Annotated in this window: 15 protein-coding genes; 12 read left to right on the top strand and 3 right to left on the bottom strand. The window is 40.1% G+C overall.

What is annotated here, in order from left to right; translation table 11 throughout:
• From tpx to ACZ5B7_RS13155, 3 genes are all read left to right on the top strand, one after another.
• On the top strand, nucleotides 1–522 hold the full coding sequence (tpx, locus tag ACZ5B7_RS13145; RefSeq protein ID WP_423802220.1) for a thiol peroxidase: 522 nt from the start codon (nucleotides 1–3) through the stop codon (nucleotides 520–522).
• 176 nt (nucleotides 523–698) lie between these two features.
• Nucleotides 699–2,066, top strand: coding sequence for an MFS transporter (locus ACZ5B7_RS13150; protein WP_464494081.1), 1,368 nt, complete (start codon nucleotides 699–701; stop codon nucleotides 2,064–2,066).
• 245 nt (nucleotides 2,067–2,311) lie between these two features.
• Nucleotides 2,312–2,488, top strand: a complete 177-nt coding sequence (locus tag ACZ5B7_RS13155; protein WP_423802222.1) for a Fur-regulated basic protein FbpA — start codon at nucleotides 2,312–2,314, stop codon at nucleotides 2,486–2,488.
• Between the two features lie 53 nt (nucleotides 2,489–2,541).
• Here ACZ5B7_RS13155 and ACZ5B7_RS13160 read toward each other — a convergent pair whose 3' ends face one another.
• The gene (locus tag ACZ5B7_RS13160) at nucleotides 2,542–3,360 is read right to left on the bottom strand and encodes a GDSL-type esterase/lipase family protein (RefSeq protein WP_464494082.1); all 819 of its coding nucleotides are present in this window, start codon (nucleotides 3,358–3,360) and stop codon (nucleotides 2,542–2,544) included.
• 119 nt (nucleotides 3,361–3,479) lie between these two features.
• Between ACZ5B7_RS13160 and ACZ5B7_RS13165 the strand changes: the two genes are divergently transcribed.
• Nucleotides 3,480–4,031, top strand: a complete 552-nt coding sequence (locus tag ACZ5B7_RS13165) for a DUF421 domain-containing protein (RefSeq protein WP_464494083.1) — start codon at nucleotides 3,480–3,482, stop codon at nucleotides 4,029–4,031.
• 112 nt (nucleotides 4,032–4,143) lie between these two features.
• Here the strand turns inward: ACZ5B7_RS13165 and ACZ5B7_RS13170 are convergent, their stop codons facing one another.
• Nucleotides 4,144–5,064 carry an MBL fold metallo-hydrolase gene (locus tag ACZ5B7_RS13170; protein WP_464494084.1) on the bottom strand — a complete coding sequence of 307 codons (921 nt, stop codon included), beginning with the start codon at nucleotides 5,062–5,064 and terminating at the stop codon, nucleotides 4,144–4,146.
• A 92-nt stretch (nucleotides 5,065–5,156) separates the two neighbouring features.
• Between ACZ5B7_RS13170 and pepF the strand changes: the two genes are divergently transcribed.
• Entirely contained in the window at nucleotides 5,157–6,947 is a 1,791-nt protein-coding gene (gene pepF / locus ACZ5B7_RS13175; RefSeq protein WP_464494085.1) for an oligoendopeptidase F, read from the top strand.
• A 207-nt stretch (nucleotides 6,948–7,154) separates the two neighbouring features.
• Here pepF and ACZ5B7_RS13180 read toward each other — a convergent pair whose 3' ends face one another.
• Complete coding sequence (locus ACZ5B7_RS13180) at nucleotides 7,155–7,718, bottom strand: hypothetical protein (protein WP_464494086.1); 564 nt, start codon at nucleotides 7,716–7,718, stop codon at nucleotides 7,155–7,157.
• A 199-nt stretch (nucleotides 7,719–7,917) separates the two neighbouring features.
• On the opposite strand from ACZ5B7_RS13180, the gene ACZ5B7_RS13185 reads away from it, so the two are divergent.
• The 7 genes from ACZ5B7_RS13185 (at nucleotide 7,918) to hprK (ending at nucleotide 17,132) form a co-directional block, all read left to right on the top strand.
• Nucleotides 7,918–10,071, top strand: coding sequence for an ATP-binding protein (locus ACZ5B7_RS13185; protein WP_464494087.1), 2,154 nt, complete (start codon nucleotides 7,918–7,920; stop codon nucleotides 10,069–10,071).
• Entirely contained in the window at nucleotides 10,052–10,711 is a 660-nt protein-coding gene (locus tag ACZ5B7_RS13190; RefSeq protein ID WP_464494088.1) for a response regulator transcription factor, read from the top strand. The genes ACZ5B7_RS13185 and ACZ5B7_RS13190 overlap by 20 nt, the downstream gene beginning before the upstream one ends.
• A 125-nt stretch (nucleotides 10,712–10,836) precedes the next feature.
• On the top strand, nucleotides 10,837–12,183 hold the full coding sequence (locus tag ACZ5B7_RS13195) for a TrkH family potassium uptake protein (protein ID WP_464494089.1): 1,347 nt from the start codon (nucleotides 10,837–10,839) through the stop codon (nucleotides 12,181–12,183).
• 331 nt (nucleotides 12,184–12,514) lie between these two features.
• Nucleotides 12,515–14,074, top strand: a complete 1,560-nt coding sequence (locus ACZ5B7_RS13200; RefSeq protein ID WP_464494090.1) for a malate:quinone oxidoreductase — start codon at nucleotides 12,515–12,517, stop codon at nucleotides 14,072–14,074.
• Nucleotides 14,075–14,234: 160 nt separating this feature from the next.
• Nucleotides 14,235–15,374 (top strand): sensor histidine kinase, encoded by a 1,140-nt coding sequence (locus tag ACZ5B7_RS13205; protein ID WP_464494091.1) that lies wholly within the window; start codon nucleotides 14,235–14,237, stop codon nucleotides 15,372–15,374.
• Between the two features lie 9 nt (nucleotides 15,375–15,383).
• A complete protein-coding gene (locus tag ACZ5B7_RS13210; protein WP_464494490.1) occupies nucleotides 15,384–16,028 on the top strand; it encodes a response regulator in 645 nt (214 codons plus the stop codon).
• Nucleotides 16,029–16,196: 168 nt separating this feature from the next.
• A complete protein-coding gene (hprK, locus tag ACZ5B7_RS13215) occupies nucleotides 16,197–17,132 on the top strand; it encodes an HPr(Ser) kinase/phosphatase (protein WP_378581670.1) in 936 nt (311 codons plus the stop codon).
• Nucleotides 17,133–17,138 lie beyond the last annotated feature (6 nt).

Raw genomic sequence — 17,138 nt, forward strand, 5'->3', positions numbered from 1 at the left:
ATGATTCAAGAACAGACTCGAACCGCAACATTGGCGGGTAATCCTGTAACCTTGCTTGGCCCAGAAATTAAAGTAGGTGATCAAGCACCTGACTTTACGGTTTTGGCAAATGACCGCTCGCCTGTTACTCTTGCTGATTCAAATGGAAAGGTCCGGCTGATCAGTGTGGTACCTTCACTTGATACGGGAGTTTGCGACCAGCAGACGAGGCGCTTTAATGAAGCGGCGTCTGAATTGGGCGACAATGTTGTGGTATTGACCATCAGCGCCGACCTTCCGTTTGCCCAAAGCAGGTGGTGCGGGGCTGCCGGTATCAGCGGCGTCCAGACATTGTCTGATCATTTTGAAATGTCATTCAGTACAGCTTATGGAACGTATATAAAGGAACTTCGTTTAAACAGCCGCGCTGTTTTCGTAGTAAATGCTGAAAATATTGTTACGTATGTAGAGTATCTTTCTGAAGTGACCAACCATCCGAATTATGAAGCTGCTTTGGAGGCGGCAAAGGCAGCGGCAAAATAAAAATATGGGACCCCAAAAAAGCAATGGATTAGTCCGTTGCTTTTTTTGGGGGTCTCCATTTAATAAGTTTTTACTATGAGCATAGTCTAATCCCCCGGTTTGTCTCATATTATGTAAGCGCATACATTCGATAACTTATCTCATTAAACAATTCCAATTTGAAGTGAGGGATTTTGTTGAGGCAAACAATTATTGAGGGGCCATGGATTGAACAAAAGCACGATTTAGAGAAACCAAGAAAAAAAGAAATGTGGGCATATGGAGTCGGAAGTTTTGGGATTTTCTCTGTCAATACACTGATTAGTTCATTTTTAACCTTTTATTACACGGATGTAGTCGGTATTGCTGGTGCGATTGTCGGAACCTTGATGCTGATTGCAAGATTGTTTGATGGAATTACTGATATCGGAATGGGTTCCATAGTTGATATGACGAGATCTAAACATGGAAAAGCCAGGCCATGGTTGCTTTGGATGTCTGTTCCACTCGGTGTCTCAATTGTATTGTTATTTTCAGTCCCAGACCTCGATCATACAGGCAAAATCATTTATGCCTACATCACATACATTTTGTTCATCCTCCTATACACCGCTGCTTCCATCCCGTACAAAACATTGCTCGGCGTCATGACACAGCATCAGCATAGCCGTTCCTTATCAAACATTTACTCTACGATTTTCACCATGATTGGAACCTTAATTGTCATGACCTTTACCCAACCGTTGACGGCTTTCATCGGATGGACAGGACTTGCTGGTTTCTATGGATTGTTATCAATTATTGCCCTTTACATTACCTTCCGATTTGTCAAAGAAAGAATTGAATCTTCAACATCACAAATAGACAAAATTCCCTTTTCAGCTGGCTTTAAGGCCATCTTACGAAATAAATACTGGATCATCATTACGCTTTTTTGCGTCACCTTTTACACCACCATCTGTCTGGTACAAGGCGCAGGGCTATACTACGCGCAGTGGGTTATAGGTGATATCAATAAATTTCCTATCATTGGCCTTACGTTAACGGCACCAATGATTTTGGGGTTATTTTTCATCGGCCCTTTAGTTGCTAGGTTCGGGAAAAGGAACGTGGCCATAATTGGTTCACTGGTAGCGATTGTGGGGCAAATAATAAAATGGGCTGACCCTAATAATTTACCTGTTTTTTTAGTTGGGACAGCGTTAGCGGGCTTGGGAGTCATGCCAACGCTTGGGTTGCTGTTGGCGATGGTCAACGACACCGTGGAATACGGCGAGTACAAAACCGGTTTACGGACAGAAGGACTGGTCAATAGTGCTGCTAGCTTTGGAATGAAGTTTGGTACAGGGCTTGGTCTTGCAGTAGTCGGATGGCTGCTTGGGATTGGCGGATATGTAGGCGGGGCTGCCGAGCAGCCAGCTTTGGCTATTGAAATGATCAAAGCAGTTAATATTCAAATACCGCTCGCATTAGCTGTTATCCAGATTATCCTAATGCTGTTTTTTAGAATTGACAAAGAATACCCGGCCATATTGGCTGAACTGCAAAGGCGGAAAAATGAATAATTCTAAAGAGCCGGAATAAATTTATTTATTCTGGCTTTATTGTATTCATAAAAAAGTATTTTTTAAACGCCTAATTTTTTACAATTTCATTAAAAATATTCGTGACTATCACACTAGTTTATTAAATAACGATAACAAATCGGTAAAAATCTGCTTTTTCGACAAATTCCATGAATTGGACTTTTTATAATGGCAATGGAAGGTGAGTGAAATTGTTATTAGCTTAGAGATTGGGGGAGCTTTTAATGGAACATCTTCTTAACGAAACTGTTCAGGAAAAAAGACAATTTCTAATTGAAGAGCTAATTAAATTAGGTATCTTTAAAATCAATGAAAAACATCTATATGAATGGTCCATAAGTGAATTAGAAAAAGAATTCGAGGATATTGAAAAAGAATACTTCGGGAAAACCGGTACATAGTATGCCGGTTAGAAAAATATAAAAAACAAAGGGGCCCACAAGGCTCCTTCGTTTTATACAGAATCGATTCGATACTGATGCTTAAATTGATAAATCATTAGCTCTGATATAGCAGAATAACCGTTCGAATTAGGATGCACACCATCCGGTGATAAATTTTCCGGTCTCTCCCCGTTTATTACCTTAGTGGTTTCGATTACTAGGGATGGCGAATACTGATTGGCAGTCTCATATAACTTAAGATTCCATTTTGGCAACAATTGATCTGCAAGAGAATACAGTTTGTCGGACGGTGATAACGGATTATATAATTCCAAAAATATAATGGTGGCATTCGGATTCACCGATTTTATACTTGATGCAATGTCAGTTAAGTTTTTTGTAAAAGAGGTTTGTAGCTCACCAAACGATTGAAATACATTTTGCAGGTTCTGCCCCTTAGCAGCCCTCAGTACATCATTTCCGCCGACATTGATGGTAATGATGTCGGCTTTCTTCATTTCTTCATCAAACCGGCCTTCGAGAACCAATTCCCTTAACCCGCCGCTCGTAACCCCGTTAATACCTTCATTTTGAAATTGAATGTTCTTCTGAATCTGGCTGCCTAGCTTGTTCGAAAATTGATTGACAAGATCTTCATTTTGTCCCGCACCTACACCGCGTATGACAGAGTCGCCAATTGCCAGGTGATTAATTTCATCTTTTTTCATGTTTCGAAAATAATCAAGATAAGTGATTTTATGGACAGTTGCACTAACTTCCACAGTCTGTTTTTTTATATTGTGAATTTGATATTTGGGGTAATAAATCCAGGCTGATAAGCCAAGGCCTATGACTAAGACAAAAATAATAAGGTGTTTAATGAACTTCATTGGAACCACTCCTTAATTCTCCTATTATAACAGGCAAATTTGAGAGAGAAATTAGTGGATGATTTCCAATGAACTTGGGATAAAATAACCGTAAATAAGCTATGTTTGGTGTGGTACTGTTGAAATTCTACTTTATTTATGAGGCAACCATTTTATTAATTACAAGTATCGTTATATTAAGATTTGTCGGGAAAAAATCGGTTGCGAGAATGACCAATTTGGAGTCGGTTGTCATTTTGGCAACCGGGACCACCATGGGGCATGCTATTAAGGAAAATAAATTTTATCAGGTAATCATTATTCTGATTTTCTTCGGTATATTTTTATTTATTTTTCAAAAGTTGCAGATGAAATCGAGTTTTATTGAACGTTATGCAATTGGCGAAGCGACCTTGGTCATTGTTGATGGAAAAATCATAATGGAAAGTTTAAAAAAACTTCGTATTACCCAAGGGCAATTAGAAATGCGGATGCGACAAAAAGGAATTTCTTATATTTCTGATGTAAAAATCGGAACGATTGAAACGGATGGCGAATTCGGATTTGAACTAATGCCACATGCACAACCTCTTACACAGGAAGCATTAATGAAAATAATGGGGAAAGGCCAGATAGAGTCTCCTACGAAAAGTGAAAACATTTTCGACAAGGTCGTGGAAAATAATAAATGAACAGGAAACCTTACATATGATTAAACAGTGATTTATAAAACAATAAAAAAATAAATTAATTAAAGGAAGGTACACACAATATCAAGTGATGTACCTTTTTTTTAAGATATTATTATTTTTTCATCACTGTTTCACCGATTGTCAAAACCTTTAACAGTTTATTCGGCAGTTGTTGCTTTTCCCATTCACGATAAAGCCTTTCGAGGGCTTCGGGTCCTGTGTCGTCCGCGATGCGGTAGGCTCCATAATGCATTGGGACAAATTCTTTCGCGTTTAATTCTAAGAAGGCTTTAACACTATCTTCCGGCGAAATATGCGAAACCTTCATGAACCATTCCGGCTCATAAGCACCAATTGGCATAAACACAGTATCAATGTTATTAAAACGTTCGGCGATTTGTTTAAATCCGGCAAAATATCCTGTATCTCCGACAAAATACAGCGTTTCTTTTTGATTTTGAAAAATAAACCCTCCCCAATGGGATGTATTCATGTCCGTCAAAGTCCTTCTTGTCCAGTGCTGGGCGGGGACAAAATGAATTTGGATTCCTCTGATTTCAGCACTTTCCCACCAGCCCATTTCGCTGACCTTTTGATACCCTTTCCGGTTAAAAAGCGGCTTTAAACCAATTGGAACAAAAAATTGAGGGTTCCCCTTTAACTTTTTGATGGTTGGAAAATCCAAATGATCGTAATGGCCATGAGAAATAACGATTACATCAATCTCAGGAAGATCCTCGAGTGGAATCCCGGGCTCAGTTAATCTTTTTTGAAAGCCCATCCGCTTTGCCCAAACTGGATCGGTTAATATATTAATCCCATTCATTTGAATCAAAAAGGTGGAGTGGCCAATCCAGGTATAAGAAGTTCGGCTCCGGTTTTCTTTAATTTTTTCAAACTGTTTATCCTGGCATTGTGGAATATTAATCGTTAAATCCTTTACCTTGCTTCTTCTTTCTTTGTTCCACTTCATCATATCTTTAAATGACTTGTTGTTTTTCACATCATCGAGATTCGAGTATTTTTTTTTCATAAACTCACCCGCGGGAATTTTTTTGTTTTGATTATAACAGCATTCAATTAAATGGTAAAATTAAGTAACTTACAATTGCTAGGGGGATTCACATGACCATTACCTATAAGTCAAGGGTTGAGGTGCCGGAAAAAGAAAAATGGAATTTCAAGGACCTTTATAAAAATCTTGAAGACTGGGAAAATGATTATCTCTGGATTGAAAAAAAGACTGCTGAATTGAAAAAATATGACGGTGCGATTCACAATGGAGAGTCGCTTTATGATTATCTATCCGAAAAAGAGGAAGTTTCCAGTAAATTAAATCTTGTCTATGTATACGGCATGCTCCAGGCCGATGTAGACACCCGCGATGCCTTGGCGCAATCGCTCGTTGACCGTGCCAAGCAGCTTTCCGTAAAAATAAGCGCAGCTTCATCATTTTTCATGCCATTTTTATTGAGTCTAGAGGAAAGCACATTAAGAGAATATATCGAGCAAGAACCCCGGTTAAAATACTTTGAACAAGATCTTTTTGAAGCTTTCCGATATAAAGCACATGTTCTGACCAAGGAAAAAGAAGAGATCTTATCCAACTTAGGTGAGGCCCTTTCTGCGCCAAGTCACACCTACAGTATGCTTAACAACGCCGATATCAAATTCGGCGAGGTGACGAGTGATGAAGGAATGAAAGTCGAACTGACGCGCGGCATGTACTCAAAGTTAATTGAAGATGAGGATCGAGACAAGCGGAGGGAAGCGTACAAGGCTTATTATCAGCCGTATTTGCAATTGAAAAATTCGATTGCCTCGACTTTGTCTGCGAACGTTAAAACTAATGCGACGTTGGCCCGCTTGCGGAACTACCCATCCGCTTTGGAAAAAGGTTTGTTCGGGGATATGGTTCCAAAAGAGGTCTATGAAAATCTGATTACGGCGACAAAAGCCAATATTGGACCGTTGCATCAATATGGCTCTATTCGAAAAAAACTGCTTGGCTTGGAGGAGCTGCGCCAGTACGATCTGAACGTTCCTCTGGTTCCTGGTGTAAAATTAGAAATTTCCTATGGAGAAGCGTATGAAACGATTTTAAAAGCTTTGGCACCCCTGGGAGAGGATTACGTTAATACTCTGAAAACCTTTAAAGATGCCCGCTACATCGATGTACGGGAAACGCCAGGCAAGCGTTCGGGCGCTTACAACCTTGGTGTCTATGGGGTACATCCATTTGTGCTGCTAAACCAACATGATGATTTGGATAGTATGTTCACCATGATTCACGAATTCGGTCACGCCATGCATTCCTGGTATTCCAGCAAGCATCAGCCTAGAATCTCCGCCGGCTACAGCATTTTTGTAGCCGAAGTGGCTTCGACGGTGAACGAAGTACTATTGATTCATTATTTGTTAGAAAAAGAAACAAATCAAGAGATACGGAAATACTTGCTCAATCACTTTATTGACCAATTTAGAGGCACTTTCTTTACACAGGTCATGTTCGCCGAATTTGAAAAAATCACCCATGAATATGCGGAAAGCGGAAAACCTTTAAACGCAAATGTATTTAGTGAAATTTACGAATCCTTATTTAGGCAATATAACGGGGACGAAGTGGTGTTTGATGAGGAAGTGAAATACGGCTGGTCACGGATTCCGCATTTTTACCGACCTTTCTATGTGTACAAATACGCAACCGGCTTTGCTTCTGCCATTCATATTGCTGAACAGCTATTAAGCGGGGATGAATTAGCCGTCAATGCTTACCTTGAATTTTTGAAGAGCGGAAGCTCCGATTATCCGCTCGAGTTGTTAAAGAAAACCGGTGTAGATTTATCTAAACCTGAACCGATAGACAATGCTTTGAAACGGTTTGAGCAGTTGATTAGTGAATTTGCTGCTTTATAGGTTAATTGAAAAAGCTCCAAAGCCAGAGAGTTAGGCGTTGGAGCTTTTTTAATTATAATAATTTGCATTCGCCGATATATTTCGAAAATTCGCTGATAAAATTGGAAATTTGCCGATATAATGAAAAATTCGCTGATATGTGCCAAGAATTCGCTGATATCTTTAAAAAATCCGCTGATATATTACTTTAAAGAAAAAATCATAATTTTATGAGGCAATTTCCTCTTTTTTAACAGTAACAACGTTGATTCCTTTTCCAGTGAAGATGGAGTAACCCATTAGTACATATGTCAATCCCCAGAAGAAGGCGAAGAAATCACCGAGGAACGGAAGGCCAAGACAGACAAGCATCAGCAAGAACACAATTGCGTACCAGCGAGGGAACACTTTTGCACGAAAGGTAACAATCATCAGGATGACCGTGGCAAGCAGCAGCCCTCCGTAGGAGAGACTATTCGCAAGATTGACGAACAAGCCGTCTTTCGGGTAATCGCCGTAAGCGAACAACCCATAGAATGTCGCCGATAGCATTAAGTTTCCTGCAGAAAGAATAAGACCGGAGATGAAACCGAAAACCCCTGTCTGCCGTGACTGGGACATAAACAAAGCCATAGACGAGATTGCCATTAATATACTTGCCGCAAAAGCGAAGATTAGTTCAGGTGTGCTGTCCGACCCCCAAATCAAACCTGACGGCGTCATCCCCATTCTGGCGATTCCCCCTAAGAAAGCAATAAACCCAAGAACCTTAACGATTTTTTCTAACGTCATGTTTTCCAACTCCCTTTGTATTGTTGTTTACGAATTAATCGTATCAAAGGGGAATTCCTGATTTGAAGGGAGGGGGATTCCCATTTCAATCGGGAAGTTTCTATGGGAATAAACGGGAAAAACCAAATCTATACAGAAGTTGGTCGTCTTGTTATAATTTTCCTATATCTTAGGTACAAAAGGTGGGGATCGTTCCTGGATGAATGGAGTAAATAAGAAAATTTTCCTGTTTCAAGTCTTTGTGATTATTTTTTCTATATTGACCTTAGTATTTTTCATTCAATCCATTGCGGGCTATTATGACACCCTACGAAACGAATGTATCCTCAAGTCCTGCAATTCCTTGGCACCTGCGCCCCCAACAACGATTGAAGCGTTAAGCAAATACCATTTAACCTCTAACACGTATGCGGCATTATTTGTCATCCTCGAATCCGCGTTTGCCTTCCTATTTTTCACAGCAGCTATCATCATTTTTATTAAAAGCAGGCGGGATATGATGGGGCTTCTGGCAGTATTGGCATTGGTCACATATGGATCAGCCTACACATCATTGGTATACCTTGCATCAGATGGCCGCAAATTGGTAGAGCAGTTTCCGGAAATAATCGGGGCTGTAGGTAGAATGGCTTTATTCTTATTCTTCTTAATATTTCCTAACGGACGTTTTATTCACCGCTGGCCGCTTGTCCTTTTTACTCCTTTTTGTATCATCCAGTTCATTAGTTTGATTTTTCCGGGCACGGTTGTTGATTTATTAAATTGGTCGAGCACGGCGAGACTGCTTTATTATGGAATCATGATTATTATGACGATTTATTCACAAATCTATCAATATAAAAAAATATCCACCCGGGTAGAACGGCAGCAAACCAAATGGGTGGTCTTTGGATTATCAGTTTCATTTCTGGGGTCAATCATCATAAGCGGTTTTTTTGTCTATCCGATTTTTGGCGAAAACCCTGTATCCTATCTTTATTTAAGTGCATTACTGTATGGCGTTGTGGCCATCATACCATTAACATTGGCATTTGCGATTCTTCGTCATCGCCTGTGGGACATTGACCCTATTGTGAACCGGACGGTTGTTTATGGCACCTTGTCGCTGGCTATTATTCTTCTATACTCATTTTTAGTTCTCTATTTTAGCAGCTTGTTTAAGACAGATAACAACTTCATCATTTCCTTAGTGGCAACCGCCATTGTTGCAATTTTTTTCGCGCCAATAAAAGAAAGATTGCAGCTCCTTGTGAACAGGCTGATGAAGGGAAGACATGATGAACCATATACCATACTGAAGGAACTTGGGGATCATTTGATCAAACCCATTCCTCCTGAAGAGATGCTAAACGTTGTGACGGGTACAATACGGGATGCCCTTCGCCTGCCATACGCCGGGATTTTCGTTAATATAAACGGAAAAGAGACACTTGCTGCAGCATCGGGAAAAGTAAAGTTTGATATCCACACATTACCGATTATTCATGGAGGAGAAGAGCTAGGGACACTTCATTTATCAAGCAGGTCTTTAAATGAGGTATTTACTGGTGAGGACAATAAACTTATTGAGGTTCTTCTCCGCCAAGCTGGTCCCGTTCTTCAAAATGTGAAAATGACTTTGGGAATGAAATTACTGGCAAATGACCTACAGCAGTCACGGGAAAGATTGGTGCTGGCCCGTGAAGAGGAACGGCTCCATATTCGCCGCAACCTTCATGATGACCTTGCCCCTCGGCTCATGTCATTAGCTTTTAACGTCGCGGCAGCCGAGCAATATATTGAAAGAAATCCAGCGAAAGCTTTGGAGTTAATGGAGGGGCTGCGTCAAGTAATTCGTTCAACTGTGGATGAAATTCGTACGATGGTCCATGGATTACGCCCACCGACTCTTGATGAATTTGGACTGCTGGGTTCAATCAAGGCGAGGGTGGACGAAATCAGGAAAACGTCGGAAGAAGTGTCTGCCACATCGGAAGTTAGTTCTATTGAAATTTACTTGGAAGCCCCGGAAAGTTTGCCTGTATTGCCCGCAGCAGTTGAGGTTGCAGCGTACCGGATTATAACGGAAGCACTCGTCAATGTAATCCGCCACGCGAATGCGACCAAATGCACAGTTCGTTTAACAATTGTCGAAAACACACTAGAACTTGAGGTTACGGATAATGGCGCTGGGTTTCCTGATAAGCTGAGGCCGTCCCAAAACGGAGGAATTGGTTTAACATCGATAAGAGAGCGAGCATTGGAGCTTGGCGGGAAATGTGAAATGGAATCTTTGGAAACGGGTGGAGCACGAGTAAGGGCAGTTCTGCCTTTTTCGACAGGAGTGATTAGGGATGAGAATAGTTTTAGCTGATGACCATCCGTTGTTTCGCGGAGGAGTTCGAAATTTGATTCAAACAACGGATGACTTAGAAGTGATTGGAGAAGCTGCCACAGGAGAGGAAGCTGTAGAAATGGCGTCCTCACTCCAACCGGATGTCATTGTCATGGATATTCGCATGCCAGGACTAAATGGAATTGAAGCCACTCAAATCATAAAGGAAAAATTTCCGAAAATAAAAATTCTAATTGTCACGATGCTTAAAAATGATAAATCTGTTTTTACGGCAATGAAAATGGGTGCAAGCGGGTATGTGTTAAAGGATGCCGGAGAAATGGAACTCCTTCATTCTATTCGCATGGTCGGAAATGGCGGCGCCGTGTTCAGCGCGGACATTGCCGCACGGATGATGCATTATTTTTCAAAAACAGAAGAGATAGAATCGGTAAATCCTGTATTGTCCGACCTAACTGCCCGTGAAAAGGAAATATTGGAGTTGATTGTCGGAGAAAAAACAAATGCACAAATTGCTGCAAAACTCCATTTAAGTGTGAAAACTGTAGCAAATCATGTTACGAATATTCTTAATAAATTGCAGGCCACCGACCGGCATGAGGCTAAGAAAATTTTTAAAACCGCGCAAAGTTGGGAAGAATCTGAAATGGAATCATGAAAGGAAACAACACGCGGGAAAAGGAAATTTTTTATTTACAAATCCAATTCCCAAGAGTAAGATATGATTCATAAATTTATCCATATTTACACATTTTATATCTTATCAAACAAAGGGGAGTATTTGTGGAGTTAATCAAGAAAAAAGGGAAGTTTATCCAGCTTCATCCTGCGCAAATTCTGGTTATCGGATTTGCGGTACTTATTTTACTAGGTACACTTTTATTAATGCTGCCCATTTCGACTTATGAGGAGGGAAGGGGCCTCCATTTTGTCGACGCCTTATTCGAGGCAACCTCTGCTGTCTGCGTAACAGGTCTCGCGGTTGTGGATACAGGAACAACCTTTACCATTTTCGGCCAACTGGTAATTCTTTTCTTAGTTCAGATTGGCGGTTGGGGATTTATGACCATAGGCATTTTCATGTTTATCATCCTCGGAAAGAAAATTGGCTTGAAAGAAAGACTTCTACTTCAAGATTCGCTTAACCTATTTACACTTTCAGGCGTGGTAAAGCTAGTCTTTAGAATTATCTTGATAACTTTAATTGTAGAAATAACAGGGGCGCTAATTTTAGCCATACGCTGGTCTTTTGAGATGCCATGGACTAAAGCCTTGTATTACGGATTTTTTCATTCCATATCCGCTTTTAACAACGCCGGTTTTGGCCTCGAACCAGACAATCTCAGCAAATGGGTAGGGGATCCAACCGTCAACTTAGCCATCACTTCCTTATTTATCATCGGCGGTATTGGCTTCACAGTCATTTTGGATGTCTGGCAGAAAAAATCTTTACGTAAGCTGTCCCTTCATTCCAAAGTGGCGCTGCTTATGACATTAATCCTTAATGTTGTGGGAACAATCATTATATTAATCTCTGAATTTCATAATCCCGCAACGATTGGAAACCTAAACTGGAACGACAAATTCTGGGCCTCCTTTTTTCAAGGTGTCGTACCAAGAACGGCCGGCTTTAATACCATTGATATTGGCCACATGACGCTGTCCTCGCAAGTTTTTACGATGGCATTGATGTTTATCGGTGCTTCTTCGGGCTCTACGGGCGGAGGTATTAAGGTTACGACGTTTGCCATTATCATATTTGCCTTTTGGACAGTGTTGACGAATCGAAGCGATGTTAATATTTTTAAAAGAAGAATTTCCTGGAGCTTGGTCAATAAATCTTTATCCATTGGGGTGTCAGCCATCATTTTTATTTTTACGATATTCTTTTTGCTGACATACACAGAAGATATGCCGATGAATAAGCTGCTTTTTGAAACCATTTCGGCATTCGGAACAGTCGGATTGTCAACGGGTATCACAGGGGATTTATCACCTTATGGAAAACTTTTAATAACTTTAATGATGTTCATCGGTCGCCTTGGGCCATTAACCATGGCATTCGCGCTCATGTCGCAGCGCCATGAGGCAAGACTTAGATATGCTGAAGAAAAGATATTAATAGGATAATTAAATATAATCCGTGTATAGGTAAACGGCGCGGTTTATAAATATTCATCATAAAAAAATGATTTTACAAAAATGTAAGCGATCGCCAAAAAGATTTGATAAATACAGGGCCTTGTGGATGTACTTCTCACTTTTACCAGCTTTTAAATAGCTTACTAACTATTATTATAGTAATAAATATTTAAATCTATCGATATTAGTGATACACTATATAAAGGAATTAATTGATCCAGAAAAGGTGTGTAACTAGTCGCGCCTTAGCTTGCTGTTTGCTTTAAGCATGGGCGCCAGCATCCTTTCTGCAAATCATACCATATAAGGGATGGGAAAAATGAGTAGCAGACAAACTGAAACAGACGTTATCTTAATTGGTGCCGGAATCATGAGTGCCACTTTAGGGACACTCTTGAAGGAATTAGTACCGGACTGGAAAATTACAGTTTTTGAAAAGCTTGAAAAAGCAGGCGAGGAAAGCTCGAACGAATGGAATAATGCAGGAACTGGACATTCTGCACTGTGCGAGTTGAACTACACTGTAGAAAAACCAGACGGTTCAATAGATATAAACAAAGCTATCAAAATTAATGAACAGTTTCAGGTTTCACGACAGTTTTGGTCTTATCTTGTTAACAGTAATCTGATCCGCAATCCGCACGATTTTATTATGCCGCTGCCACATATGAGTATGGTACAAGGGAAAAATAATGTAGAGTTCTTGAAAAAACGTTTTGAAGCACTCTCACACAATCCATTGTTCCAAGGGATGGAATATTCCGATGAGCCGAAAAAATTGCAAGAATGGATTCCGCTTATTATGGAAGGCCGGACTTCGAAGGAACCAATAGCGGCTACAAAAATTGACTCTGGTACGGATGTAAACTTTGGTGCTTTAACACGCATGTTGACTGAACATTTAAAGAATCAAAACGTTGATATTAAATACAAACATCAAGTTGATGATATTAAACGTACTGAGGATGGACTATGGGAATTAAAAGTGTGGAATATGGAAACCGGTGAAATTGAACGCCATACTGCAAAATTTATCTTTATTGGCGGCGGCGGCGGCTCCTTGCCTTTACTGCAAAAAACCGGTATTCCTGAAAGTAAACATGTTGGAGGATTCCCTGTAAGTGGACTATTCTTAGTATGTAACAATCCTGAGGTTGTAAACAAGCATCATGCAAAAGTATACGGCAAGGCGGCGGTTGGTGCTCCTCCAATGTCAGTGCCGCATCTTGACACACGATTTATCGATAACAAAAAATCACTATTGTTTGGACCATTTGCGGGTTTTTCACCCAAATTTTTGAAAACTGGTTCAAATATGGACTTATTAGGTTCTGTCAAACCAAATAATGTCATTACGATGTTGGCGGCAGGTGCCAAAAACATTCCATTAACAAAATACTTGATCCAACAACTAATGTTATCGAAGGAACAGCGTATCGAAGAGCTGCGCGAATTTATTCCAAATGCAAAAAGCGAAGATTGGGATATCGTGGTAGCCGGACAACGTGTACAAGTTATTAAAGATACAGAAGCGGGCGGTAAAGGAACGCTTCAATTTGGTACTGAAGTGGTTACTGCAGCAGATGGATCAGTCGCAGCATTGCTCGGTGCTTCACCAGGTGCATCAACAGCTGTTTCCGTCATGCTCGAGATCATAAAAAAATGTTTCCCTCAGCACCGCGAAGCGTGGGAACCAAAAATAAAAGAAATGATACCATCTTATGGCATTTCACTAGTGGAAAACCCAGAGCTTTTCGACGAAATTCATGCTTCAACAGCGTTTGCACTTGGCTTAAGTAAAGGACGCGCACCTGTAAACAATAAGAAGGATTTATCGAAAGAGAAACGTAGTGTAGAAAAGGAACCTGTATCAGTTTAAGTTTATGGGAAGTTTCATGGGGACGGTTCTTCTGCATCAGATGCAGAAGAACCGTCCCCATTTTTCATTTTTGTATGACTTTTGATAGCTATTCAGTTTTTTAGCAGAATAGTATAATGCAATTAAAATAGAAACTAAATGATGGATGTGATGTTATGTCATGGAAAAACATAAAACTCCCTCGGTCATGATGATTTTTCGAATCATCCTGATCATTATGGCTTCGATTGATATTATGGGGCAGTCTCCTTCTTCGATACCTATAAAGGCGGCTTTCATTATAGGATTGGTTATTTTGCATTTAAATGATATTTACAGAAATCATTACCAACTATATGAAAAAAATCGTATAATCTACTATATATCGATGTCGGTAAGTATTATAGCAATCGGTTTATATGTGATTCAATTTGATAACATACCGCTAAATATTTATTTTATTTTTCCAATCGTTGAAATTTTTATTTATCTGCCGACTATACAAATTGCTCTTGTCATTCTTCATATTTTCATGTTTGTTATCGGTATGTTTGCTCTTAAGGCAGGAATCCAACAAGCATTAATCCCTTACTTTGCTTTAATGGCCCTAATCTTCCTTGTTCGGAGCAACAGCAGGGAAAGGGAGAAGGGAAATCTGCTCAATGCTGAATTAATGGAGGCAAATGCCAAACTGAAGGAAATCACGATTATAAAAGAGCGGACTAGAATTGCACAGGAGCTTCACGATTCCATTGGCCATGCTCTGATCGCCTTAAAAATGCACCTGGAATTTGCCGGCAATATGATGGATTCAAATCCAGAAAAATCAAAGGATGTCATGAAGAAAGCCTTAGTCATTTCGCAAACATCGATAACGAACCTTCGTAAAGCAGTTGACGTTTTAAAGGATAATCAGGCATGGAAAGATAAGGTTAAACTTCGCGACTCTATTGAGGATTTAATAGATAGCTTGCAAACCGCCGGCAGATTACAATTTGAATTATTTTTCGATGACACCGTTGAGTTCGCAAGCCGCGACATTCAAAATGGAATTTTTGAAACAGTGAGGGAAGCCATTACGAACGGGATTAAGCATGGGAATGCCCATGCGTTTCATATTGATATTTTTGTAAATGAAAAAAAGGCGTTGGTGAAAGTAGAGGACGACGGGGAAGGGTGTACCGATATTAAAAAATCCCACGGCCTGCGGGGAATGGAGGAACGAATCCATTTATTGAGAGGGAGTATTCAGTTTGTGTCGGCCAAGGGACACGGTTTTGCGGTGGAAGCAGAAATTCCATTTGTGACAAATGTGGAGTGATGAAAAGTGATTGACGTGATAATTGTAGATGACCAAGGAATTGTCCGGGATGGTTTAAAAATGTTACTTAGCTTAAATGAAGAAATTCGGATCATCGGGGAAGCAACGAATGGGGAAGAACTTATTGCATTATTGGAAAGAATGACGCCTAATGTGATACTTATGGACATCAGAATGCCTGTCATGAATGGCATCGAGGCTACAAAAGCAGTTAAGGAAAAATATCCAAATGTGAAAGTAATCATCTTAACTACCTTTAATGAAGATGAGTATATTTTTAACGGACTGAAGAATGGGGCAGACGGTTTTATTCTAAAGGACTCTGACCTAAAAGAGATTATTAAGGCAATAAAGGCCGCACACGAAGGAACGCTGCTACTTCATTCAGATGTAACAAGTAAACTAATCAGCGCCCTCCGGAATGTTCCCGAATCTCTGCAGGTACCTACCACGGAAAAGAAAGACTTGTCCAAGATACTTACACCAAGAGAAATAGAAGTCGTTGAACAAATTATGCAAGGGAAAAGCAATAAGACCATCAGTGCGACATTATTTTTAACAGAAGGAACAGTTAAAAACTATGTTTCCCGCATTCTAGATAAACTAGAACTCAAAAGCCGTTCCGAGCTGATTATTTATTTAAAGGAAAAGTGATGCATGGGGACGGTTCTTATGTTTCTTCGTCCTTTACCAGTAATACCGAGGGAGTAATCTACATGGACAAGGATTGTTAGAAACAACAATTTATTTTGATAATGATGATGATTCCATTAATCTAAGTATAATGCAATTATATAAAGACTAATTGAGGGGAGTTTAGAAGTGAAGAAAATAACAGTTGAAAACTTGGTAGAGAAGTTTTCATTGAAGGTGCTTGCTGGTGAAAGTAAGCTTCAGAATGTGATAACGCAATCACGGGTGCATCGTCCGGGCTTGGAATTTGTTGGCCATTTTGACTTTTTTCCAACAGAGCGAGTTCAAATTTTAGGAAAAAAGGAAGTTACTTATTTACATAGGTTAAGTAAAGAGGAACGGAAAATCCGAATCGGAAATATTGTCCATTATCATCCGCCATGCTTTATCGTAACTTGTGGTGAAGAAGGACTTACCTATTTGAATCAACATTGTGTTGAACAGGGCATCCCCTTGTTGTTGACAAATAAGCCTGAGATTACATCAGAGTTTATTCCCAAATTGGATGCGTATTTGGTGAAAGAATTAGCACCGGAAATTGCTGTGCATGGAGTTTGTATGAATGTATCCGGTATTGGGGTCTTAATTCGCGGAAATTCGGGGGTCGGAAAAAGCGAGACAGCACACACTTTAATCCGCCGGGGACATCGGCTGGTAGCGGATGATATTGTTGTTCTAAAAAAACTTAGTCATCAAACCATTCTGGGTACTCATGATGAGAAAACCAAAGAGTTTTTGGCTCTTCGCAGTATTGGGCTGCTGAATGTGGTTCGGTTATATGGACGCAAGGCTTTTCAGGACGAAACACGAATCGCGCTGGATATTAATTTGACCAGATGGGAAAAAGATGCCTTGTATAACGATTTGGACCAAGAAGTTCACTCTACAGACTATATGGGTGTTAAGATACCTTCCATTGAAATCCAACTTCAGCCAGGACGTGATGTAGCTGGGTTAATCGAGGCAGCTGCAAATAACTGGTATTTGAAGCAGCAAGGTTACAGCGCCGCAGAAGAGTTCCTGAGCAGGATAGAGGCTGATATTACGAATTCTAGTATTGAGTAAATGCAA

Source organism: Neobacillus sp. S1115 (assembly GCF_055385565.1).

Bases quoted from the DNA above. Each gene is read 5' to 3' on its own strand.
- tpx (WP_423802220.1), top strand. From the start codon at position 1: ATGATTCAAGAACAGACTCGAACCGCAACATTGGCGGGTAATCCTGTA.
- ACZ5B7_RS13155 (WP_423802222.1), top strand. From the start codon at position 2,312: ATGGAACATCTTCTTAACGAAACTGTTCAGGAAAAAAGACAATTTCTA.
- ACZ5B7_RS13160 (WP_464494082.1), bottom strand. From the start codon at position 3,360: ATGAAGTTCATTAAACACCTTATTATTTTTGTCTTAGTCATAGGCCTT.
- ACZ5B7_RS13170 (WP_464494084.1), bottom strand. From the start codon at position 5,064: ATGAAAAAAAAATACTCGAATCTCGATGATGTGAAAAACAACAAGTCA.
- pepF (WP_464494085.1), top strand. From the start codon at position 5,157: ATGACCATTACCTATAAGTCAAGGGTTGAGGTGCCGGAAAAAGAAAAA.
- ACZ5B7_RS13180 (WP_464494086.1), bottom strand. From the start codon at position 7,718: ATGACGTTAGAAAAAATCGTTAAGGTTCTTGGGTTTATTGCTTTCTTA.
- ACZ5B7_RS13185 (WP_464494087.1), top strand. From the start codon at position 7,918: ATGAATGGAGTAAATAAGAAAATTTTCCTGTTTCAAGTCTTTGTGATT.
- ACZ5B7_RS13190 (WP_464494088.1), top strand. From the start codon at position 10,052: ATGAGAATAGTTTTAGCTGATGACCATCCGTTGTTTCGCGGAGGAGTT.
- ACZ5B7_RS13200 (WP_464494090.1), top strand. From the start codon at position 12,515: ATGAGTAGCAGACAAACTGAAACAGACGTTATCTTAATTGGTGCCGGA.
- ACZ5B7_RS13205 (WP_464494091.1), top strand. From the start codon at position 14,235: ATGGAAAAACATAAAACTCCCTCGGTCATGATGATTTTTCGAATCATC.